Annotated in this window: 14 protein-coding genes; all 14 read left to right on the forward strand. The window is 71.1% G+C overall.

Features of this window, described 5'->3' with window-relative positions; genetic code table 11:
- Positions 1–42: 42 nt before the first annotated feature.
- The 14 genes from WME95_RS02760 (at position 43) to WME95_RS02825 (ending at position 23,189) form a co-directional block, all read left to right on the forward strand.
- Entirely contained in the window at positions 43–2,508 is a 2,466-nt protein-coding gene (locus WME95_RS02760; RefSeq protein ID WP_437906878.1) for a thioredoxin domain-containing protein, read from the forward strand.
- Positions 2,509–2,942: 434 nt separating this feature from the next.
- On the forward strand, positions 2,943–4,787 hold the full coding sequence (locus tag WME95_RS02765) for a GAF domain-containing protein (RefSeq protein ID WP_437906879.1): 1,845 nt from the start codon (positions 2,943–2,945) through the stop codon (positions 4,785–4,787).
- Between the two features lie 12 nt (positions 4,788–4,799).
- Positions 4,800–6,491 carry a sensor histidine kinase gene (locus tag WME95_RS02770; RefSeq protein ID WP_437906880.1) on the forward strand — a complete coding sequence of 564 codons (1,692 nt, stop codon included), beginning with the start codon at positions 4,800–4,802 and terminating at the stop codon, positions 6,489–6,491.
- On the forward strand, positions 6,488–7,450 hold the full coding sequence (locus WME95_RS02775) for a TIGR02757 family protein (protein ID WP_437906881.1): 963 nt from the start codon (positions 6,488–6,490) through the stop codon (positions 7,448–7,450). The genes WME95_RS02770 and WME95_RS02775 overlap by 4 nt, the downstream gene beginning before the upstream one ends.
- 819 nt (positions 7,451–8,269) lie before the next feature.
- On the forward strand, positions 8,270–9,469 hold the full coding sequence (locus WME95_RS02780; RefSeq protein WP_437906882.1) for an alpha/beta fold hydrolase: 1,200 nt from the start codon (positions 8,270–8,272) through the stop codon (positions 9,467–9,469).
- A 134-nt stretch (positions 9,470–9,603) separates the two neighbouring features.
- Positions 9,604–12,381 (forward strand): MXAN_6577-like cysteine-rich protein, encoded by a 2,778-nt coding sequence (locus tag WME95_RS02785; RefSeq protein WP_437906883.1) that lies wholly within the window; start codon positions 9,604–9,606, stop codon positions 12,379–12,381.
- Positions 12,382–12,614: 233 nt separating this feature from the next.
- The gene (locus WME95_RS02790) at positions 12,615–15,158 is read left to right on the forward strand and encodes an MXAN_6577-like cysteine-rich protein (protein ID WP_437906884.1); all 2,544 of its coding nucleotides are present in this window, start codon (positions 12,615–12,617) and stop codon (positions 15,156–15,158) included.
- Positions 15,159–15,524: 366 nt separating this feature from the next.
- Entirely contained in the window at positions 15,525–16,631 is a 1,107-nt protein-coding gene (locus WME95_RS02795) for a hypothetical protein (RefSeq protein ID WP_157907453.1), read from the forward strand.
- 245 nt (positions 16,632–16,876) lie between these two features.
- The gene (locus WME95_RS02800) at positions 16,877–17,233 is read left to right on the forward strand and encodes an NADH-quinone oxidoreductase subunit A (protein ID WP_437297602.1); all 357 of its coding nucleotides are present in this window, start codon (positions 16,877–16,879) and stop codon (positions 17,231–17,233) included.
- A gap of 26 nt (positions 17,234–17,259) precedes the next feature.
- Complete coding sequence (locus tag WME95_RS02805; protein ID WP_437301525.1) at positions 17,260–17,805, forward strand: NADH-quinone oxidoreductase subunit B; 546 nt, start codon at positions 17,260–17,262, stop codon at positions 17,803–17,805.
- Complete coding sequence (locus WME95_RS02810) at positions 17,802–18,455, forward strand: NADH-quinone oxidoreductase subunit C (RefSeq protein WP_437549273.1); 654 nt, start codon at positions 17,802–17,804, stop codon at positions 18,453–18,455. The genes WME95_RS02805 and WME95_RS02810 overlap by 4 nt, the downstream gene beginning before the upstream one ends.
- 3 nt (positions 18,456–18,458) lie before the next feature.
- Positions 18,459–19,673: an NADH-quinone oxidoreductase subunit D gene (locus tag WME95_RS02815; RefSeq protein ID WP_437549275.1), complete on the forward strand. Its 1,215-nt coding sequence runs from the start codon at positions 18,459–18,461 to the stop codon at positions 19,671–19,673.
- Positions 19,674–19,752: 79 nt separating this feature from the next.
- Positions 19,753–21,426 (forward strand): 2Fe-2S iron-sulfur cluster-binding protein, encoded by a 1,674-nt coding sequence (locus tag WME95_RS02820; protein WP_437549276.1) that lies wholly within the window; start codon positions 19,753–19,755, stop codon positions 21,424–21,426.
- Positions 21,423–23,189, forward strand: a complete 1,767-nt coding sequence (locus tag WME95_RS02825; protein ID WP_437906885.1) for a complex I subunit 1/NuoH family protein — start codon at positions 21,423–21,425, stop codon at positions 23,187–23,189. The genes WME95_RS02820 and WME95_RS02825 overlap by 4 nt, the downstream gene beginning before the upstream one ends.
- Positions 23,190–23,192 lie beyond the last annotated feature (3 nt).

Below are 23,192 nucleotides of genomic sequence, written 5' to 3' on the forward strand. Positions count from 1 at the left end.
GTGTAGGATCCCGTCCACGGACCGCGACACTCGAGGGGGCTCATGCCTGCGCTACCGCCGTTTTCCCGTCTGTTCTTGCTGCTGTTCCTCTGGAGCTTTCTCGCTGCCTGCGCCTCGGGCGCGGTGACCCCGTCTGCGGTCGAGCCGCCGAAGACGGTGATCGTCCCGCCGCTGGCCGTGCCGGCCGCTGTCGTGGCGGCCGAGCCCGAGCCGGAGCCGGGCACCGCCGTGCCTGTCACCCGCGCGGATCCGTGGTGGGGCGAGCCGCTCGCGCCGGTCACCCTCGTGGTGTGGGGCGATTACGAGTGCCCCTTCACCTCCAGGCACATGGCGACGCTGGAGCAGCTGAAGGAGGCCTACGGGCCCGATCGGCTGCGCATCGTCTGGAAGCACTTCCCGCTCGCGTTCCACAAGAATGCGCGCCCGGCGCACCTGGCGGCCGAGACGGTGTTCCGGCTCGGCGGGGCCGAGGCGTTCTGGAGATTCCATCAGCTCGCGTTCGCCAACCAGCGCTCGCTCGCGCCGGCGTCGTTCGAGGCGTGGGCCGCCGAGGCGGGCGTCGATCAGGCGGCGTTCCGCGCGTCCTTCGAGGAGCAGCAGCACGCGCCGAAGATCGACCGGGACGTCGAGGCCGGCAAGGCCGCGGGCGTCGGGGGCACCCCGGCGACCTTCGTGAACGGGGTGTCCGTCAGCGGGGCGCGGCCCATCGACGACTTCCGGCCCATCATCGACGAGCAGCTCCGGGCGGCCGAGGAGCTCCGGCGATCGGGCGTCCCGCAGGAGCGTGTCTACGCGGCCCTGTCCGAGCGGAACAAGGCGCGCGCTCCGGCCCCGAAGCCGCCCACTCCGCCGGCCCCCGAGGACACGACCGTGTGGAAGGTGCCTGTCGACGGATCGCCGATCCGGGGCAATCCGGGCGCTCCGGTCACGCTGGTCATGTTCTCGGAGTTCGAGTGTCCGTTCTGTCGCAGGGTCGCCCCGACCGTCGACGGCCTCGAAAAGAAGTACGGCGCTCAGCTGCGCGTCGTCTTCAAGCACAACCCGCTCCCCTTCCACAAGCGGGCCGAGCCCGCCGCGGAGCTCGCGCTGGAGGCCAAGGCGCAGAAGGGCGACGCGGCGTTCTGGCGGGCGTACGAGCTCTTGAAGACCGGGGGCCTCGAGGACGCGGACCTCGCGGCGCACGCGAAGTCTCTGGGCCTCGACGTGGCCCGCGCGCAGAATGCCATCGCCGCGCGGCGCCACGCGGCGCGCATCGAGCGCGATCAGCGCCTCGCCGACGATCTCCAGGCGAGGGGGACGCCCCATTTCTTCATCAACGGCAGGCGCCTCGCCGGCGCCCAGCCGGCGGAGAAGTTCGAGGCCCTCATCGATGAGCAGATCGCGCGCGCCGCGAAGCTCGTGGCCGCGGGCACGCCGCCCGCGAAGGTCTACGACGCGCTTCAGAAGGAAGCGAGGGCCGGCAACGCGCCCGAGCGGATCCTCGCCCCGGCGCCGACCAAGGACAACCCCGGCAAGGGAGCGAAGCCCGGCGCGAAGGTGACGATCCAGATGTTCGCCGACTTCCAGTGCCCGTTCTGCAAGCGCGTCCAGCCCACGATCGACGAGGTCATCGCCGCCTATCCGGGCAAGGTCCGCGTCGTCTTCAGGCACCTGCCGCTCCCCTTCCACACGCGGGCGCCCCTCGCCGCCGAGGCGTCGATCGAGGCGTTCCGGCAGAAGGGCGAGGCCGGCTTCTGGGCGATGGCGCAGCGCCTGTGGGAGGACCAGTCCGAGAGCGGGCTCGGCCGGGAGGCGCTCGAGAACCACGCGGCCGCGATCGGCCTCGACGTGGCGAAGTTCCGCGCCGCGCTCGACTCGGGAGCGCACCGCGCGGCGGTCGAGGCGGACCTGAAGCTCGCCGAGCGCCTGCACATCACCGGCACGCCGTCCTTCGCCATCAACGACTACTTTCTCGGCGGGGCGCAGCCGACCGCGCACTTCAAGCGGCTCGTCGACAGGGCGCTCGGCCCGCACGATCCCCCCACGAAGGAGTCGCTTCACGGCGCGGGCAAGCCCGCGGCCCAGCCGGGAGCAGCGCAGCCGACGCCGGCCCAGCCGGGGGCGGCCCAGCCGGGGGCGGCCCAGCCGGGGGCGGCCCAGCCGGGCGCAGCGCAGCCGCCCCCGGCGCAGGGGGCGCTGATTCCTGGCATGCTGGGCGCCAAGCACCTTCTCATCATGTACGCGGGGTCACGGCGTGCGCCGCCGCACGTCGCCCGCACCCGGGACGAGGCGCGCGCGCTCGCCGAGCAGCTGCTCCAGAGAGCGCAGCGCGGGGCGAAGTTCGAGGAACTCGCGGCTCAGTACAGCGACGAGCCGGGCGCCGCCGGGCGCGGCGGCGATCTCGGAAAGTTCCCGAAGGGGGCCATGGTGCCCGAGTTCGAGCACGCGGTGGAGAAGATCGCTGTCGGCTCGCTGAGCGGCGTCGTGGAGACGCCGTTCGGCTTCCACGTCATCCTGCGGACGCAGTAGCGATGGTGCGCGGACCTCTCCGCTCACCCCCTCACAGGGGGTGATCGGCGCACGAGCGGAGATGCAGAGTCGATCATCCCAGGTCGTCGCGTGGGCCGGGCTCGCCGCCCACCTCGTGTTCGGCCGGGCTCGCGCGCTCACCCGCGCGCTCGTATCGCCGTGGGGGGCCGGGGATACCCGGCGGCCGTTCAGTGGACGACCGGGTTCGTCCGCGGCGACTCGCGGCGCGGGCGGCGTGATTTCAGGACAGGCCCGATTCTTCTTGCCGGTCCCGGTCGAGAAGATTTCGCGCCATCCTCCAAAGGCGTCCGCGCGCTCTCTGCGCGGTCCCGTGCGGCCTGCGCGTTGACCCCTCTCGCGCGCGTCGAGTAGAACGATCTTCGCGCCCGAGCGCGCCACCCAGTCAGCGCCAGCGCGGATTGGAACCGCAAACGATGCGTTGGTTCGTCGAGATCTCGTCGTTAGGCCAGAACGCTCCGCCGAGCAGGAAGGTGTGCGTCGAGGCCCCGCAGTGGCAGCCCGCGCTGCAGAAGGCCCGGGCGCTCCGCGGCGATGGGGGCCCGCTCAACAATTTCTCGGTGGATCTGCTGGAGAGCGGCTACCGAGCGATCGATCCGGCGACGCGCGTGCGGTACGTCGTGCAGCGCGCCCCGGACGACGCGGCGCTGACCGACGGGACCGACACGCCGGCGGGCGCCCCCCCGGCCGGGGCGGCTTCTCCAAAGCCGGCCGAGCCAGCGGGGCGTGTCGCAGGGAAGCGCCCGATCGCGCCCACGGTCCCGTTCATCTCGATGGGGACCGCGCTCCTCGTCTCGGAGCCAGCGGGCGCCCAGGCGCAACCGGCGAAAGGCGCGGAGGCCGCGCCGGGGCGGGATGCGCCGCCGGAGCGAGGCGCCGAGCCGGAGCGAGCGCCCGCGGAGCTGCCGCCGTATCAGCTCATCTCGCAGCGCGAGGAGAACCCGTCCGAGCGCTCGCCGCTCACGTACCGAGAGCTCGTCTATGCGGTCGCCACCGGCACCCCGCGCGATCTCGTCAGCGCGCTGCTGATCGATCGGCTCGAGCGCGCACGGCAGCGCATCGACGACGCGCGACCGGGGAAGTTCATCCATATCGCCGTGTTCGATCACGTCTTCGACGGCCGGCCTCAGCGCAGCCCGCTCGCGACCCTCGCCTGGAAAGACTGGCGCTCGGCCGAACCCGAGATCCAGTTCCGCCCGCGCACCGGCGGCACCGCACCGCCGCCGGCCATGCCACCTGCGGACGTGGCGCCGCCGGTTGCCGTGCCGCCGGCCGTCGCGCCGCCTGTGGACGTGGCGCCGCCGGTTGCCGCGCCGCTAGCAGACGCCGCGTCGCCTGTGGACGTGGCGCCGCCGGCAGACGCCGCGCCGCCTGAGGACGTGGCGCCGCCGGTTGCCGCGCCGCCTGCCGACGTGGCGCCGCCTGTGGATGTGGCGCCGCCGGTTGCCGCGCCGCCGGCCGACGTGGCGCCGCCGGCTGACCCGCCGCCTGCGGACGCGGCGCCGCCTGCGGACGGGCCACCGCCGGCCGCCGCGTATTCTGCGAACCTGCCGCGGCCAGCCCTCACGCCGCCGGCCGACGTGGTGCTGCTCGCCGTGCCGGCCGACCAGCAGGGGGCGCCGCCGCGTCTCCAGCTCGTCCCGGAGCCGCCCGAGGTCGCTACCCCCACGCCGGCGCCGCCGCGGCGGCGCTCCTCCTTCCCTCCGAAGAACGGGCGCCTCTCCGGCGACGACCTCATCGCCGAGCTGTTCGAGGCGTGCAGCGACCTGCACTTCCTCCAGGACACCCTCGCGGGCGCCGACTTCATCCTCGCGCTCACGCTCGACAAGATCCCGTGCGCCCTCGGCCTCGTGTCGCTGTTCGACATCAACCGGCGCGAGTTCGTGGTCGTCCGGCAGTACGGCGGCAAGAGCGCGCTCCTCGCCAGGCTGTCCGAGCGGGCGCCGCTCCCGCTGGCCGCGATGCGGTCGAGGCGCGCCGTCGTGGTGCCCGACGCGGCCAAGGACGAGCGCGTCATGGACGAGCGGTGGAAGGCGATCGGCGTCGAGCTCCGGAGCGTCATCTGCGCGCCCGTCGAGCTCGCGGGCCGCTACCTCGGCCTCCTCGAGATCGGAAACCCGCTCGACGGCAAGCCGTTCTCCGAGAGCGACGGCAACGCGCTCACCTACATCGGCCAGCAGTTCGCCGAGTTCGTCGGGGCGCGCGGCGTGGTCCTCGAGCCCGGCCTCGTGACCGCGGGGGCGAAGAAGGCCGCCCGCTAGCGGAGCCGAGCGATGGACCTCCTCCCCTCCGCTGGGAAGCGCCATCGCGTCCCGTACTTCGCCCTCGTCCCCGCCATCGTCGTCGCGGTGCTCGTGCTCGGCGGGATCGCCCTGCGCACGACGCTGCAGATCGAGAAGGCGCGGCAGCAGACCGTCTTCGACGCGACGCTCACCCTCGCCGACGAGCGCGTCGATCGGCTCGACAAGCTGATCATCGCCCAGGACAACGTCGTCGCCGCGCACGTCGACGTGGCGAACCTCTCGGTCATCGCGCGGCGGTGGCTCCCCACGGCGGCCCGCGAGACGCCGACCGTGCGCGCCATCCTGGTCCTCGACATGGACAACGAGGCGCACGACGTGCTCGCGTTCGCCTCGCGCGGCGCGTCCGGGCGGGAGGACGACGCCTTCCGCAAGCTCCTGCTCGCCCGCCTCCTGCCGCAGATGAACTTCACCGGCGACACGGCCGAGCTGCGCCACCTCCACCACGTCATCGATCAGCAGAGCCTGCTCGTGAGCTACTGGCAGCGCGAGCACGCGGGGCGCAAGTGCCTCATCGTCGCGTGGCACGAGGTGCCGCGCCTGGTCCACGAGGTGATGCCCCGGCTCTTCCGCGACCTGGATCGTGAGAAGAGCCGGATGAACGTCATCGACGAGGAGGGCCGCATCGTGTTCGGCCCGCCCATCATCGGCGGCGAGTTCACCGTCGGGCGCCCCTTCCCGACCACGCTTTACAACTGGCGCCTCCAGATGGCGCTCACCACGGCCGAGGAGCTCGGCGAGAAGGTCGAGCGGCAGCGCCTGATCGAGATCCTGATGGTCGGCTTCTCGGCCCTGGTCGCGCTGGCCGGGCTCGCGATCGTCGTGCTCGCCTCCGTGAACGAGCGGCGGCTCGCGGCGCTGAAGAGCGACTTCGTCGCGAACGTGTCCCACGAGCTCAAGACGCCGCTCTCGCTCGTCCGCATGTTCGGCGAGCTCCTCCTCGGCGGCCGCGTCCCCAACGACGAGAAGCGCCGCCAGTACCTGCAGATCATCGTGAGCGAGAGCGAGCGGCTCACCGCGCTCATCGAGAACGTCCTCGATTTCGCCCGCGTCGAGCGGGGCAAGGCCGCCTACGAGTTCGCGCGCGGCAGCGTCGCCGAGGTGGCGACGCGCGCCGTCGACATGTACCGCTACCGCGCCGAGCGCGAGGAGATGACCGTCGAGCTCACGATCGCCGAGGGGCTGCCCGAGGCGCTCATCGACGCGCGCGCGCTCGAGCTCGCCCTCGTGAACCTGCTCGACAACGCGCTCAAGTACGCGAAGGACGGCGGCCGCGTCGCCGTCGCGGTGGAGGCCGAGGGCGGGGGCGGCGGGCGCCTCGCCGCGCTGACGCGCCAGGCGAGGCAGGTCACCATCCGGGTGAGCGACCGCGGGCCGGGCATCGATCCCGACGAGCAGAAGCACATCTTCGAGCGCTTCGCGCGCGGACGGCGGGCGAGCGAGCGGCAGGTGCGCGGCAGCGGGATCGGGCTCGCGCTCGTGAAGCACATCGCCGAGAGCCATGGCGGCGCCGTGCGGGTCGAGAGCCCGCTCACCGACGACGGGCGCGGCAGCGCGTTCGTCGTGTCGCTCCCCGCGCTGGAGCACGACCGGGAGGCGCAGGAGCGCGCCGCGAGCGCCGAGCCGGTCGCGGCCGATCCGGCGCCGGACGCGGGGTCGCCGTGAGGGCGCGCGGGAGCGGCGAGGCGGCGCCCCGGCCGGGCGACGTCGCGGTCAAGGCGGCGCCTCAGCAGCGGAAGGACGCCGCGGTCAAGGCGGCGCCCCGGCCGGGCGACGCCGCGCGGGGCGCCGCGGTCAAGGCGGCGCTCGACGGGGTGCGCGCGCGGTGCGCCGTCGAGGAGCGCCGCGCGCGAGACCCCGTCTCCTTCGTCCACCGCTACACGGACCCGGCCGATCAGGAGCTCGTGGCGCTCATCGCCGCGTCGCTCGCCTTCGGCAACGTGAAGGCGCTGCACGCCAAGATCGGCGAGGCGCTCGATCGCCTCGGGCCGGAGATCGCCCTCATCGCCGACGACGCCCGGGCCGTCTCGGCGCGGCTGCGCGGCTTCCGGCACCGGATCTACCGTGATCGCGACCTCGTCGGGCTGATCGTCGGCGCGCGGCGGGTGCAGCGGGCCTCGGGCTCGCTCGGCGCCGCCTTTGCGGCCGAGCTCTCGCGCACCCGCGACCTGCGCCAGGCCCTCGGGGCCTGGGTGCGGGCGATCCGACGCGCCGGTGGCCTCGACCGGCGCCCGGACGACCGCGGAGCCGCGCACATCCTCCCCGATCCCGAGAAGGGCAGCGCCGCCAAGCGGCTCATGCTCCTGCTGCGGTGGATGATCCGCCCCGCGGACGGCGTGGACCTCGGCCTGTGGCCGGTGCCCCCGTCGGCCCTCCTCATCCCGGTCGACACGCACATCGAGAAGCTCGGCTACAACATCGGGCTCACCGATCGCAGGGGCGCCACCTGGAAGACGGCAGAGGAGATCACCGCGGCCCTCCGCGGCTTCGATCCAGCCGACCCGGTCAAGTACGACTTCGCCCTCTGCCACCTCGGCATGCTCCAGCAATGCCCGTCGCGGCGCGATCCGGTCCGCTGCCAGGGGTGCGGCGTGAAGCCGGTTTGCCGCCACTGGGACGAGTGAACACGCCTCGAACGGCAGATTTCCGTCCGGAACAGCTACAACCCCGATCAGATCGAGAACGCGAAGGCCTTCGAATTTGAATCGGATTGCAACTGTGATTTTCAGTCGTGCAATGGTGGCTGGTTGTGTTTGGCGTAAGTATTTGAAATTCTATACTGCGTGGGTCGGCACGGAGCCTGCAAAATGACACGCGAGCGCCGTCGCGGAGACCTTCCCCCCCCAGGTCCGCGAGGCGCTTTTTTCATTTTGTCTCCGGCAAGCGCATGAGCGCGGCCGTCCGGCAGACGGCACGGCAGGAAGAGCGCCGCAACCGAGCCCCCCCGAGCTCTGCTGCGGCGTTCTTCTTGCCGTGCCCCCTTTCCCGGGTGCTTACGGGACCCTCGCCGGCTCTCTCGTCGCCCTGGTGTATTGCGATCCGCATGCCACGTTCCGGGTTGGTAGATCTGGAACCTTTGTGCACGCCTGTGCTGGAGCTCTCGATCGCGCGCCGCGGTAGGCCTGGGCACATGGTCATGTCCCCGCGAGACGCGAATCCCAGGGAAAACGCGCCGTTGACAACGTGCGTTTCTGCCAGGGGCAGTCGCCCCACGCGCTGTCCGGCGCGATGAGGTGGAGTGGCTTCCGGAACGCTGTGTGACTTTTTCACGCGCTGCAGGAGATGATCGTGAAACGTGCTGTTCCCATGGATTCATGATCATCCAGACGAGCGAACTGGGTTGCGGCCTCGACGAGCGACTGGCCTGTGTTCCGTCCATCCTGCTGAAAAGAATGTCGAGGTTGCCTGCATGCGGAAGCAGCGCCAGCAGGTAGATTGACCGTATGGTCTGGACATTCGGGGCAACCCTCCTGGTGGCGCTGGCGCTCGCGGTGCTGGCGGCGATCGGGCTGTGGGCGCACCTCCTTTACTGGGTCAAGCGGCTGACGCTGCCGCTCGAGTACAGCGTGGAAGAGGTCCTGCGGACCGAGGATGGCGCGCCGATCGAGATCCGCCGCGTCCCGCGCCCGGACGGCGCGGAGGCGCAGCCGGACCTGCCGCCGATCCTGCTGGTCCACGGGATCGCCGCGAACCACAGAAACCAGGACATCCACCCCGATTACTCGCTCGCTCGCCACCTCGCCACGCTCGGACGCGACGTGTGGTTGCTGACGTTGCGCAGCGGCCGCCTCCTCACCCGCGCCGAGCGCCGCAGCGTCCGGTTCTCCGCCATGGTCCGGTACGATCTTCCCTGCGCCATCGCGGCGATCCTGGAGCGCACCGGCGCCCGTTCGCTGGATTATGTCGGCTTCTCCATGGGGGGCATGCTCCTCTATGCGGCGCTCGGCCGGAGCGTCGCCGGCGATCGGGTCCGCCGCGTCGTCATCGTCGGCTCGCCTGGCCGGGTCACCACGCCGGTGCGCCTCATGCGCTTCCTGCCGGGCCGGCTGCTGCCGGGCGTCCCGCTCCGCCTCATGGCACGCAGCGTCGCGTTCGCGTCGGAGTGGCTGCCGACGCCCATCCATCACGCCGTGGCCAACCCGCGCAACGTGCCTCCCGGCGTCACGCGGCTCGCGCTCGTCAACTGCATCGAAGACATCCCAGCAGCGCTGAACGCCGACTTCGCCGCGTGGATGGCGAGCGACGGGGAGATCCGCGTGGACGGCGAGAGGGTCCTGGACGGTCTCGCCTCGGTCGCGGCGCCGGCCCTGTTCATCGCTGGCAGCGCCGACAGGATAGCGCCCGCCTCGGCGGTGCGCGCGGCGTTCGACGCATGGGGGCGCGATCGCCCGGAGACGCCGAAGCGCTTTCTCGTGCTCGGGCGCGACTTCGGGGCGCGGGAAGATTACGGTCACGGCGATCTGGCCGTCGGCGCCTATACAGGCGTCGAGCTCTTCGAGCCGATCGCTCGTTTCCTCGGCCCCGATCTGCAGGCCGAAGACGCGCCGGGGCCCGAGACGGGCGCCGTGGCGCTGGAGGCCATCCAGGCGCGTCAGCCGACATCCGACGAGGCCGCTCCGATGCCAGATCTCCCGGCCGCCTGACGCTCGTGGAGGTCGAACGCGCGCGTGTGGAAGCGCGGTGATCGACGATTGCAGAGCGAAAGCGAAGAGGCGTATCCTCGGCGCCGGATCTCTCGGAGCCGCGCGGTGGCCGGCCTGTCCGCCGAAGGATGTTCATGAGTCACCCCGGATTGCGCGCGAGATTCGAGCCGTCGTCGATGGCGCTCTGGCTGACGATCGCGGCGCTTGTCGCCCTCGCCGCCCTCGCCGCGTCCTGCGCGGAGGACCCGGCCGCCGCGCCGTGTGATGACGGCCTCACGCCGTGCGGGGGAGCGTGCTTCGACACGCAGGCCGATCCGGACCACTGCGGCGGCTGCGAGGGCGTCTGCGCGAGCGGGACGCGGTGCGAGGCGGGCGTGTGCGTCGGCGGGGACGGGGGCGGGGGCGGGGCGGGCGGCGAGCTGTGCGCCTCCGGCCTCGTGGCGTGCGGCGGCGGCTGCGTGGACGTGAAGAGCGATCCGCTGCATTGCGGGACCTGCGAGGCGCGCTGCCCCGTCCACGAGACGTGCGTGGAGGGGGCGTGCGTCTGCGACGAGGGCTTCGCCCTCTGCGGCGACAGGTGCGTCGATCTGGCCGTCGACCTGGCGCATTGCGGCGCGTGCGGCGCGGCGTGCGCCCCGGGGCTGTTCTGCCGGGAGGGCGTGTGCGCCTGCGCCGTTGGCGACTACGAGGACATCGGCTCGACGGTCCCTCGGCTCCTGACGGGCACCACGGTCGGCGCGGAGGCCTATTTCTCGCTCGCTTGCACGGCCGTCGGATCGAGCGAGTTCGTCTACAGGTTCACGGCGGAGGAGGCCGGCAGGTACAAGTTCGACACCGCCGGATCGAGCTACGACACCGCCATCGGCGTCGTGGACTTCGACGCCTGCGAGGAGCTCGCGTGCAATGACGATCGCGGGGGAGCGATGACGGGCAGCGCCTCGGTGGACCTCGAGGAAGGGCAGAGCGTCTTCCTCGTCGTCGCGGGCTACGACGGCGCGCAAGGCGACTTCGCCCTTCACCTCGACCGGATGGCGCCGCCGGCGTGCCCGCTCGACACCCTCGCGACGGCTCTCCCGCTGAGCGTCACCGGCGACACCTGGCGGCTCGGCGACGCCGTCTCGACGCGTTGCGGTTCAATCGACACCTCCGACGCGAGCTATAGCTTCACCGCGCCGCACGCTGGTGGGTACGTCTTCGACACGTCCGGATCCACGTTCGATACCGTCCTCGAGCTGCGCAAGGGGTCCTGCTCCGGGGCGGTGATCTCGTGCAACGACAACGACAGCGCCGTGGGAGCCAAGACGTCGCGCCTCGTCGCGAACCTCGCCGAGGGCCAGACGGTCGTCGCGGTCGTCGACGGCGTCGACGGCGGATCCGGGCCATTCACGCTCAACGTCTCCGAGTACGTGCCGCCTCCCTGTCCGGAGCTCACGCTCGGCACCACGTTTCCGCAGAGGGTGACAGGCACCACGGCTATCCCGGATCGCATGAGCGCCCTCCCGTCTCCCTGCACCAGGGACAGCGGCCCCGAGGCCACCTATGCCTTCACCGCGCCGGCGACCGCGCTCTACACCTTCGATACCTTCGGCTCCTCCTTCGACACGGTCCTGCACCTCCACAAGGGGACATGCAGCGGCGAGAGCGTCGCGTGCAACGACGACGCCTCTGGCACGCAATCGCAGGTGGAGGTGATGCTCCGCGAGGGAGAGACCATCTCCGTCGTCGTGGACGGCTACGCTCCAGTCGCCTCCGGCGCCTTCCAGCTCAACGTGAGCCAGACCTTCGTCCTCCCTTGCCCGCTGATCGATCTCGGCTCGACGGTGCCTCAGACAGTGACGGGGACGACCGCGGATGTGGCCGACGTCCTGCGCCCGAGCTGCGGCGCCGGCGCCGGCGAGGTGACCTACCGCTTCACCGCGCCCGCGGCCGGCACCTACATCGCCGATACGTTCGGATCGAGCTTCGACACGGTCCTCTCCGTCCTCGACGGCAGCTGCACCGGGGCCGAGCTCGCGTGCAGCGACGACGCGCTGGAAAGCGAGCAGTCGCGGTTGACGCTGGAGCTCGCCGAGGGGCAAACGATCGTCCTCCTCGTGGACGGCAGCGCCGCGGGCGCGTCGGGCGATTTCACGCTCCGCATTGCCCCGTTCTCCGGCGGCGGCACCTGCTCGACGGCGATCGATCTCGGCTCCGTCGTGCCGCAGCTCGTGACAGGGAGCACCGCGGAGCGCCCCGAGTCCGTTCGCCCGACCTGCGGCTCCTCGTCGCATGCTCCAGACATGATCTACCGCTTCACCGCGCCGCAGGACGGGCTCTACATCTTCGATACGTTCGGATCGAGCTTCGACACGATACTCCAGCTCTTGAAGGAGAGCTGCACGGGGACGTCGCTCGGGTGCAACGACAACGCGGACGGTCGGCAGTCGCGTGTCGCCCTCACCCTGGCCGCCGATCAGACCGTCCTCGCCGTCGTCGACGGCATCGGCGTGAGCTCCGGCGACTACGTGCTCCAGGTGGACCGGTTCACCGGCCCGGGGACCTGCGCGACGGCGATCCACCTCGGATCGCCGCTGTCGCTCACCAGGACCGGCACCACGCGAGGCCAGCCCGACGCGGTGAGGCCGACATGCGTGTCCGCGGCGTCCGTGTCCTCTCCGGAGACCGTGTTCACCTACACCGCCCCGATCGGCGGCACCTATATCATCGATACGATCGGTTCGTCGTTCAACACCGTCCTTCACGTCCACACGCGCGGCTGCGCCGGCACCGAGCAACAATGCAACGACGACCTGACCAGCTCGCAAGCGTCGAAGGTAGAGATCAAGCTCGCCCGCAACCAGACCATCACCGTGGTCGTCGACGGGTACAATGGAGCGTCCGGCGACTTCACGCTGAAGATCACCAAGCTCTGAGTCCGCGCTGAATGTGCCCTGGAGCCGGCCCGACGATGGCGCCTGTTGCGTCGAGCCCGCGAGGGCGCCTCTCCGCGGCGCGGCGCGGCGAGCGCGGTCCGGGCCGCGGCTCGACCTGCGCGCCGCCAGCCGAGCACCCCCGCCGGTTGCGGATGCGTCGGCCGTGGGCGTATCCTGGCGCACGCCTCGTTATCCGCTCGCCTCGAACGGCCACGCACCCCCCAAGGATGGCTATGAATAGATCCGGATTGCGCCTCAGGCCCGCCCTGTCGTCCGCCGCGCTGCTCCTGGCTGCGGGGGTCGTCCTCGCGGCGTCCTGCGCGGAGAGCCCCGACGTGTCGAGCGAGTGCCCCGACGGGCTGTCGCGGTGCAATGGAGAGTGCGTCGAGCTCGAGGCGAACGCCGATCACTGCGGCGCGTGCGGCGACGCCTGCGAAGCGGGGCAGCTCTGCGTGAAGGGCCGCTGCAGCGGGGGCGGCGGCGAGGGCGGCGGCGGCGAGGGCGGCGGTATAGGGACCGGCGTCGGGGGCGGGGAGGCGTGCGGAGAAGGCCAGTCCGACTGCTCGGGCAAATGCGTGAACCTCGAGACCGACCTGCGGAACTGCGGCGATTGCGACGTCGAGTGCGCGGAGGGGCACGTCTGCGCGGACGGCTCCTGCGCGTGCGCGGGCGACCTCACGGCGTGCGAAGGCGCCTGCGTCGATGTGCTGAGCGACAGGCGCAACTGCGGCGAGTGTGAATCCAGCTGCGCGCCTGCCCAGCAGTGCGTCGACGGCGTCTGCACCTGCCCCGCCGGTCTCGCGGCGTGTGATGGCGCGTGCGCCGAACTGCAGACGAGCCAGCTCCACTGCGGCGCCTGCGGCGTCGCGTGCGAGCGAGGGGCGGTATGCCAGGCAGGCGCCTGCACCTGCGTCCTCGGGACGTATGACGAGCTCAGCGACACGTTCCCGCAGAGGGTCACGGGGACCACCATCAGCGGCGAGACGAACTACGATCTCGCGTGCGTGGCCGCCAGCTCGTCGGAGCGGGTCTACCGCTTCACGCCTTCCGAGGCGGGGACATACACGCTGGACACCGTCGGGTCCACCTTCGATACGGCCATCGGGGTGCTGGGAGCGACCACCTGCGCTCAGCTCGCCTGCAACGATGACATTGCCACCGGGGTCGCCCAATCGAGGGTCCGCGCGGTCCTCGAGGCGGGCCAGCAGGTCCTCATCGTCGTGACCGGCTTCGACGGAGGGGAAGGCGATTTCACGCTCAACATGACGAAGGCCGATCCGCCGAAGTGCCCTGGGGGGGCGATCGACGCCGCGCTCCCGGCGACCGTCACCGGCAACACCGAGCACTCCGGCGACGCGATCAGGCCGACGTGCGGAGCTGCAGACAGCCCCGACGCGAGCTACATGTTCACGGCGCCGGCGGCCGGGAAGTATGTATTCGATACCTTCGGCTCCGGGTTCAATACGATCCTGGAGCTGCACGATGGCGCTTGCGATGGCGACGTGCTCACCTGCTCCGACGACGCGGGAGAAGGGTCGCAGTCGCGCGCCACGGTGGAGCTCCGCGCCGGCCAGACGGTCGTGGCGGTCATCGACGGCTTCGAGGGCGCGCGTGGGCCCTATACGCTGAACGTCGACGCGTGGGCTCCGCCCGCGTGCCCCATGATGGATCTGGGCTCCGCCTACCCGCAGACGATCACGGGCCGCACGTCAGGCCGCGACGGCGTCCTCCAGCCCCCGCCGGACTGCGCCACGGGCAATTCCCCCGAGGTCAGCTACAGCTTCACGGCGCCCATCGCCGGCCGGTACACGTTCGATACGAACGGCTCGACCTTCGACACGGTGCTCCACGTTCACGACGGCAGCTGCACGGGCGCCTTGCTGGGGTGCAGCAACGACGCGGAGGGCTTGTCGTCCCAATCGCAGGTGTCCACGCCCCTCGCGCAGGGGCAGACGGCGTATGTGGTCGTGGACGGCGCGTCCGGGAAGCACGGCGCGTACACGCTCAACGTGAGCGGCACCCCGGGCCCCCCGTGCCCGGAGAAGGCGCTGGAGTCGGTCGTCCCGCAGACCGTGTCGGGGACGACCGCCGGCGCCGGCGACTACGTGAGCGCGCCGTGCGGCGTGCCCGGCGGCGAAGACAGGGCGTACAGCTTCACGGCGCCGGCCGACGGATTGTACGTCTTCGATACGCTCGGATCGAGCTTCGACACGCTCGTCCACGTGCACGCCGGCACGTGCGGCGGCGCGGTGCTCGGCTGCAACGACAACGCCGCGGGCGTCCAGTCGCGGGTCGTGGTGCCGCTCGCCGCGGGGCAGGAGACCGTCGTCGTGGTCGATGGCGCCAGCGCCAAACCTCAGGCCGCGGGCGAGTTCGAGCTCAACATCAGCCTGTTCCAGGGGGACGGCATCTGCGGGAACCCCGTCGATCTCGGCTCGACGGTCCCGCAGACGACGAGCGGCTCCACCTTGTTCCAGCCGAACTCGGGCACACCGAGCTGCGTCCCGTCGAGCGGCAACGACAGGGTCTATCGGTTCACCGCGCCGGCGGACGGGACCTACGTCATCGACACGCTGTCGTCGAACTTCGACACCGTCCTTCACGTGCACGACGGCGACAGCTGCTCCGGCCCCGAGCTCGCGTGCAACGACAACGCGGTCATGGCCAGCTCGCGCGTGACCGTGACCCTCACCGAAGGGCAGGTGATCACGATCATCGGCGACAGCCGGCGTTCCTCCTCCGGCAACCTCACCCTCAACATCGCCGCTGTCCCTTGAGCGGGGCGCGCCCTGCTCGGTGACCCGCCGGCCGGGGGGAGCGGGGAGCGGGGCGGCACGGCTGCTGTGGCGGGTCGGCCGCCGAGGCGGGACCGGCGGCGGGCTCGGGGGCCGCGGGCCGGGGAGGCGCGGATCGGCGCGCGTGGGGGCAGGTGGAGCGGCATGGAACGATCGGGAGCCATGGAAGGCGGCCAGCGCTCTCGTCGGTGAGCGACGCGGGCGACGCGTCGACGCTGTCGACGGGCCCGCCCTAGGAGTTTTCTTGAGAGCGGCGCCCGCCCGTGCGAGTCTCGGCCCCCTTGGGACTTGCGCCCGTCGTCCGGGACGCGCCCCTGTGATCCGGGTCGAACCATGCCAAAGGAACGCGTGTTCTCCCTCGATGCCGTTCGGACCGACGGCTGGTTCGAGCGCATAGGCGACGGCATCGGCAGCTTCCAGGCGCTCTGCGAGATCGTGGGCGAGGCGTTCTTTGCCTTCTCGATGATTACGGGCGCCCGCATCACGGCGCTGACCGTCGACCGCCGCAACCCGGACAACACCCTGGTCGACTTCGTTATCGCGCCGCCGGGCGAGGAGGACATCGACGGCGACGTCCAGCGGCTCACGCTCGCGGACTTCCGCCACCGCCTCGTCGGCGCCCTCCTCACGGAGGACACGACGCCGCCCGCGCCCGAGCGGGACACCGACCTCGAGGGCATCCAGCTCCACATCGGGGTCCGCTACCTGCTGCTCGCCCCGCTCTACGGCTACAGCCTCCGCAAGCTCGCCGTCGAGGGGAAGACCTCGCGCCTCCTCCTCCTGCGCGACGGCATCGAGGAGACCCACGAGCTCAACGAGTTCCGCGCCCGCATCCGCTCGCACGTGCGCGACGAGCTCGAGCGCGCCTCGGCCGGCGCGCGCTCCGCCATCGATCTCACGAAGGTCGCCGAGGCCGAGGTCGCCTCGCAGCGCGGCGACTTCCCGAAGGTGATCCAGCTGCTCGGCACCTGGCCGGCCCCGCTCGCGATCTTCCTGCGCACGCCCGAGGGGCAGATGCTCACGCCGGACGCCCGCAGCCTGATCGCCAAGGGCCTCGGCCTCCTCGGCACCGCGTGCGTCAAGCTCGGCGAGGAGCACCAGGGCGAGGAGGTCATGCGCCTCGCCGTCCAGTATGCGCACGACGGGGCCGCGGCCGGCGACATCTTCCGCCGGCTGGGCGAGGCCATGCTCGAGGACGGCCGGGCCGGCGAGGCCATCGGCCCCCTCCGGCGCGCCGCCAACCTCGGCGCCCCGCCGAAGCAGATCTGGCCGCTGCTCGCGCGGGCGTTCGTGCAGCGCAAGAAGTTCGTCGCCGCCCTCGCCTGCGTCCGCGAAGCGCGGAGCGTGGGCGTGGCGGACGCCGACATGGTGGAGGAGATCCGGGAGATCGAGGCCAGCCTGGGGACGGCGCTCACCGCGTGGCGAGGGCTGGTCCTGGCCGCGAACCGCTCCTAGGATCGCGGTCCACCGGTTGGCCGACCGCCTCCATTGACACCCCCGCGGCGGCCGACTAGATCCGGCGCGGATTAAGCCGGGATCGCTCGGATTTTTGCTGCTTCAGGCAGCATCGCCGCGTCGCTCTCACCTTTTTGGACTGCATGGTTCGGGGCCGTGGGCCCCGAGGTCTCGCCCCGAGACGCCGCGCGCCTCGGCGAGATGGTCGACCCCTCCAGGGGTCGACGCGTAGGAGTGCTCTCTCGATGGCCACCTACATCCCCCTGTTCCTGCTGTTTCTCGTCGCCGCGATCATCGCGCTCGCGATGTTCACGCTGACGTCGCTGCTCGGCCCGAGGAACCCGACGCCCGAGAAGATGATCCCGTACGAGTGCGGCAGCGACTCGACGGGCGGGCGGTTCGTCAAGCCGAGCGTGAAGTTCTACCTGACGGCGATCCTCTTTGTCGTGTTCGACATCGAGGCGGTGCTCATCTACCCGTGGTCGGTCCAGTTCCGCACCCTCGGGTGGACGGGCCTCGCGACGATGAGCTCGTTCGTCGCGCTGCTCGTCGTGGCGCTCGTGTACGTGTGGAAGAAGGGAGCTCTGGAATGGGAGAAGTGAAGGCCGGTGGGCCCTCGACGCGGGTGATGGAGGGCTCCGAGCACGGCTTCGCGACCACGCGCGTGGACGCGCTGCTGAACTGGGCGAAGAAGTACTCGCTGTTCCAGTACCCGTTCGTGACGGCCTGCTGCGGCATGGAGTACATGGCGATGGCGAGCCCGCGCTTCGACATGGCGCGGTTCGGCGCCGAGGTGCCGCGCTTCTCGCCGCGCCAGGCCGACCTGCTCTGGGTGGTGGGGACCATCAGCCAGCGCCAGGCGCCGGCGCTCCGCCGCATCTACGAGCAGATGGCGGACCCGAAGTGGGTGCTCGCCTTCGGCACGTGCGCCTCGTGCGGCGGCTTCTACGACAACTACACGACCGTCGCCGGCATCGACAAGGTCATCCCCTGCGACGTCTACGTGCCCGGCTGTCCGCCGCGCCCCGAGGCGGTGCTCGACGGCCTCATGCTGCTCCAGGACAAGATCGCGCGCGGCGATCGCACGCCGGCGATCGTCAAGCCGCGCGAGGACCCGGCGCAGACGACGGAGCACCTGGTCACCCTCCAGCGCAAGGAGCGGAGCCTGCCATGAGCAAGAAGGTCCTAGAGCTCCTCACGGCGCAGTTCCCGGGCGCCGTCCTGGAGACGCACTCGCAGTTCGGCGACGACACGGCGGTGCTCGATCCCGCCGTGTGGCGCGACGCCGCCCTGTTCCTCCGCAACGACCCGCGGACCCTGATGAACATGTTCGTCGACCTGACGGCGGTCGACTACCTCTGGCGCGGCGACGTGCCCCGCTTCGAGGTGGTCTGCCACCTGCGGTCGCTCGAGCGCAACCACCGCATCCGGATCAAGGCGCGCGTCGGCGACGAGGAGGGCAACGGCGCCGAGATCGACTCGATCGTCCCGGTGTGGAAGGGCGCGAACTGGTTCGAGCGCGAGTGCTACGACCTGCTCGGCATCGTCTTCAAGGGGCACCCGGATCTCCGGCGCCTCCTGATGTACCCGGAGTTCGAGGGGCACCCCCTGCGCAAGGACTACCCGGCCAACCGCATCCAGCCGCTCATCCCGTTCCGGGACGTGCCGAACACCGGCAAGCTGCCGCCGTTCGGCCCCGACGAGGGCATGAGCTTCGGCCGCCAGTCGCACGACTTCGCGCGGAGTGGCCCCGGGGCGTCGATCGACGGAGACGAGGCCGTGAGCAACGGCAGGCGCGCGGGCGCGCTGGAGGAGCGGAGCTGACCCATGGAACCCCTGGATCGCGAGCTGGACGAGGCGGAGCTCGACCTACCGAGCGAGCCGATGCTCCTCAACATGGGGCCGTCCCACCCGGCGATGCACGGCACGGTGCGCATCGTGCTCGAGCTGTCCGGTGAGACGATCAACAAGGCCGACGTGCAGATCGGCTACCTGCACCGCGGCTTCGAGAAGATGTGCGAGCGCGGCACGTGGTCGCAGGTCTTCCCGTACGTCGACCGGCTCAACTACGTCTCGCCGATGCTCAACAACGTCGGCTTCGCGCTGGCGGTCGAGAAGATGCTCGGCGTCACGGTCCCCGAGCGCTGCCAGTACTACCGCGTGATCCTCGGCGAGATGGCGCGCATCTGCGATCACATGATCTGCAGCGGCGCCATGGCCATGGAGCTCGGCGCCTTCACGCCGTTCCTCTACCTGTGCCGCGCGCGCGAGATCTTCTGGGAGATCTTCGAGGAGGAGACGGGGGCGCGCCTGACGCACAGCTTCGGCCGCGTCGGCGGCATGGCGCGGCCGCCCACGGCCGACTTCAAGGCGATGGTCCGCGTGGGCCTCGAGCGCGTGCTCGCGCTCATCAACGACGCCGAGAAGCTCATCCTCAAGAACCGCATCTTCCTCGATCGCCTCGACGGCGTCGGGCAGATCTCGCAGGAGGACGCGCTCGCGCTCGGCTGGACGGGCGTCGTGCTCCGGGCGACCGGCGTGCCCTACGACGTGCGCCGGGCGAACCCGTACATGGTCTACGACCGCTTCGACTTCGACGTGCCGGTCGGCACGCGGGGCGACAACTACGATCGGTTCATGTGCCGCCAGGAGGAGATCCGCCAGGCGGGGAGGATCATCGAGCAGGCGCTCGAGCAGATGCCCGACGAGGGGCCCATCAACATCGACGATCCGCGCATCGTGCTGCCGCCGAAGGAGGAGGTCTACACGACCATCGAGGCGACCATCCAGCACTTCAAGATCGTCATGGAGGGCATCAAGGTGCCCGCGGGCGAGTGTTACTCGTACACCGAGGCCGGCAACGGCGAGCTCGGCTTCTACCTCGTGTCCGACGGCAGCGGCACGCCGTACCGCGTGCGCATCCGCCCGCCGTGCTTCGCCACGACGCAGGGGCTCTCCCAGCTCATCACCGGGCTGATGATCCCCGACGTCGTGCCGACCTTCGGCTCCCTCAACATGATCGGCGGGGAGTGCGACCACTAGCGACGGCGCGAGGAGCGCTCCCGTCATCGACTTAGGAAAGCAAGGGCCCTCCGCGGCCCCGCCGGGAATCGAGAGCACGATGCCTACGATCAAGATCGACGGAAGGGAGATCCCCTTCGAGAGCGGTGACACGATCATCCGCGCGGCGCACCGCGCCGGGATCGACATCCCCCATTACTGCTGGCACCCGGGCCTCAGCGTCGCCGCCAACTGCCGGATGTGCCTGGTCGAGGTGCTGCCGCCGCCGGGGCGGCCGGCGATGAGCCTCGACATCCTCCGCTGGGACGCGGCGAAGCAGGACTACGTGCCGGCGGCGAAGCCGAAGCTCCAGCCGTCCTGTCAGATGGCCTGCGCGAACGGCATGGAGGTCCTGTCCGACAACAGCGACCACGTGGCCGAGGCGCGCTCGGCGGTGCAGGAGCTTTTGCTGCTGAACCACCCGGTCGACTGCCCGATCTGCGATCAGGCCGGCGAGTGCCGCCTCCAGGACTACTGGCTGGAGCACCAGCGCAAGGGCAAGCGGATGCGGCAGGAGCCGGTGCACAAGCCGAAGGCGGTCACCTTCGGCCCGACCATCGTGTACGACGCCGAGCGCTGCATCGTCTGCACGCGGTGCATCCGCGTCTGCAACGAGCTCGCCCGGGATCCGGTGCTCTCCGTCCGCGAGCGCGGCAACCTCGGGGAGATCACGGTCTCGCCGGGGCGCGAGCTCGACCACAACTACACGCTCATGACCGAGCACGTCTGCCCGGTCGGCGCGCTCACGTCGCGCGACTTCCGGTTCAAGGCGCGCGTCTGGTTCCTCCGCAGCGCCCGGACCGTCTGCCAGGGCTGCGCGACGGGCTGCAACGCCTACCTCGACTACGATCCGCGCAACAACACGCCGTACCGGCACCGCCCCCGCGAGAACATGGCGGTCAACACGTACTGGATGTGCGACGAGGGCATGCTCTCGTACCGGCACGCGGTCGATGGACGGCTGCTCACGGCGCTCGTCGGCAACGACGACGCGAGCGTCGACGACGCGCTCGCCGCGGCCAAGGAGCAGCTCGCCGGCCACGGCGACGACCCGGCGAAGGTCGCGATCGTCCTGTCGGCGCAGCACTCGAACGAGGACAACTTCGCGCTCTACCACCTCGCCACGACGTACCTCGGCGCGACCGACTTCTTCGTGTCGGGCAAGCCGCTCGGCCAGGGCGACGACATCCTCATCAGCGAGGACAAGAACCCGAACACCCGCGGCGCCGTGCAGATCGCGGCGGCGACCCCGCCGCGCCCGGTCGCGGAGCTGATCCAGGGGATCGCGTCCGGGCAGTACGCGTACGTTGTCGCCCTCGGGTCGGACCTCGAGGTCGACGCGGGCGAGGCGCAGCGGGCGTTCTCGCGGCTGAAGGGGGTGGTGACGATCGCCGCCCACGAGGGGCCGCTCGCGAAGGCCGCGCGCGTCGCGCTGCCGGCGTGCTCCTGGGCCGAGGCCGAGGGGACGTACGTGAACGGCAAGGGCCTGGCGCAGCGGAGCGAGCGGGCGCTGCTCCCGCACGGCGACGCGCGCCCTGCCTGGGAGCTCATCGGCCGGCTCGGGCGCGCGCTCGGGTACGAGACCGGGTGGAAGACCCTGGCCGAGCTCCGCCGCGCGATGCCGCCCGGCGCGGCGCTTGGTGGGGCAGCCGCTCCCACCGCGGCGCTCGGCGCTGCGCCCGCCATCGCCGACGGCGCGCGGGTCGAGCCGAAGAAGACGGAGGCCACGGCATGACCAGCGTCGAGCTCGTTCTCGCGATCGTCAAGATCCTCATCGTCGTCATGTTCCTGCTGAACATGGCGGCGATCGCCACCTGGGCCGACCGGCGCCAGGGCGCGATGGTGCAGGACCGCGTCGGCCCGAACCGGGCGGTCGTCTACCTGCCGTCCCTGGTCGTGCGGGGCATCGTGTTCTTCCCCCCGGCGCTGCTCGCGGCGCTGTCCGTGTTCACGGCGACGCGCGCGGCGTCCGCGCCGGCCGCGGCCGAGACGATGGTGGCCGCCGCGCAGTTCGCGGTGGCCGTGGCCTGGCTCGGGCTGATCGTGTTCTGCGCGTCGGCCCGCAGCGGCGGCCCGATCAACCCGGCGGAAGAGGCGCTCGCCCGCGTCGAGCCCCGCAACATCTTCTACGGGGGCGTCATGGCCCACGTCGCGGTCTTCTTCCTGACGCAGGCGGTCCCGCTCTCGGCGGCGCCCGTCGTCGCGCGGATCGCGTGCGTGCTGCTCGGCGCGCTGCTGCTCGTCACGGGCGCGTACGCCGCGCTGCGCGTGCCCGAGGGCAAGATCCCGCTGCGGCTCCTCGGCACGCTCCACGCCGCGGCCGACGCGATCAAGATGATCTGGAAGGAGGACTTCATCCCGAAGAACGCCGACCGGCTCCTCCACTCGCTCGCGCCGCTGCTCGCGATGTTCCCGGCGCTCGTGACGTTCGCGGTCATCCCGTTCGGCGACAAGCTCTGCTTCGAGGACAACGGCGACGGGGTCTTCGGCTTCGGGGACCTCCCGCTGCTCAAGCGGACGGTCGACCAGGCGCTCACGTGCGGCGGCCACGTCGTGAACCTCCAGGTCGCGGACCTCAACGTCGGCATCCTCTACATCTTCGCGATGGCGGGCACCGGCATCATCGGCGCCGCGCTCGCCGGCTGGGCGAGCGACAACAAGTTCTCGCTGCTCGGCGGCCTGCGCGCCGCGAGCCAGATGGTCAGCTACGAGGTCGCGATGGGCCTCAGCGTCGTCGGCCTCTTCATCATCTACGGCAGCGTCCGGCTCGGCGACATGGTGCAGTGGCAGGCCGAGCACACGTGGGGGATCTTCGTCCAGCCGCTCGCGTTCATCCTGTTCCTCGCGGCCCTCGCGGCCGAGACGAAGCGCATCCCGTTCGATCAGCCCGAGGGCGAGAGCGAGATCGTCGCCGGCTACTTCGTCGAGTACTCCGGGATGAAGTTCGGCATGTTCATGACGGGCGAGTACGTCGAGCTCATCACGTCGAGCGCGCTCCTCGTCACGCTCTTCTTCGGCGGCTACCACCTGCCGTTCCTGGACCGCGACGGCATCAACATCGCCTTCGGCGACGCGACGCTCTTCCAGTACAAGATGACCCACTTCGCCGTGAGCCTGACCTACGTGCTGGCGTTCTTCGGCAAGACGATCCTCATGGCGTGGGTGCAGGTCTTCTTCCGCTGGACGCTGCCGCGCTTCCGTTACGACCAGGTGATGCGGCTCGGGTGGACGAAGCTCCTGCCGCTCACGATCGTCAACATGATGGTCACGGGCATCGTCGTGCTGGCCGTCGACTCGGCGCCCGCGGGGCTCGTCGGCGGTCTCCAGGTCGCGGCGGACGTCACCCACGCGATCGTCGCCCTGGGCGGGTTCGCGGCGGTCGTGGCGCTGATCGCCGGCCTGCTCGAGCCGGTCGAGCGCCAGCGCACCGTCAACTCCACCTCGTCCCGGTTCGCTGCCGCGGCGGGGGGCACCAAGGCGTCGCCGCAGCAGGCGTAGAGG

The organism is Sorangium sp. So ce327 (assembly GCF_051530205.1).
Taxonomy (GTDB): Bacteria; Myxococcota_A; Polyangia; order Polyangiales; family Polyangiaceae; genus Sorangium; species Sorangium cellulosum_B.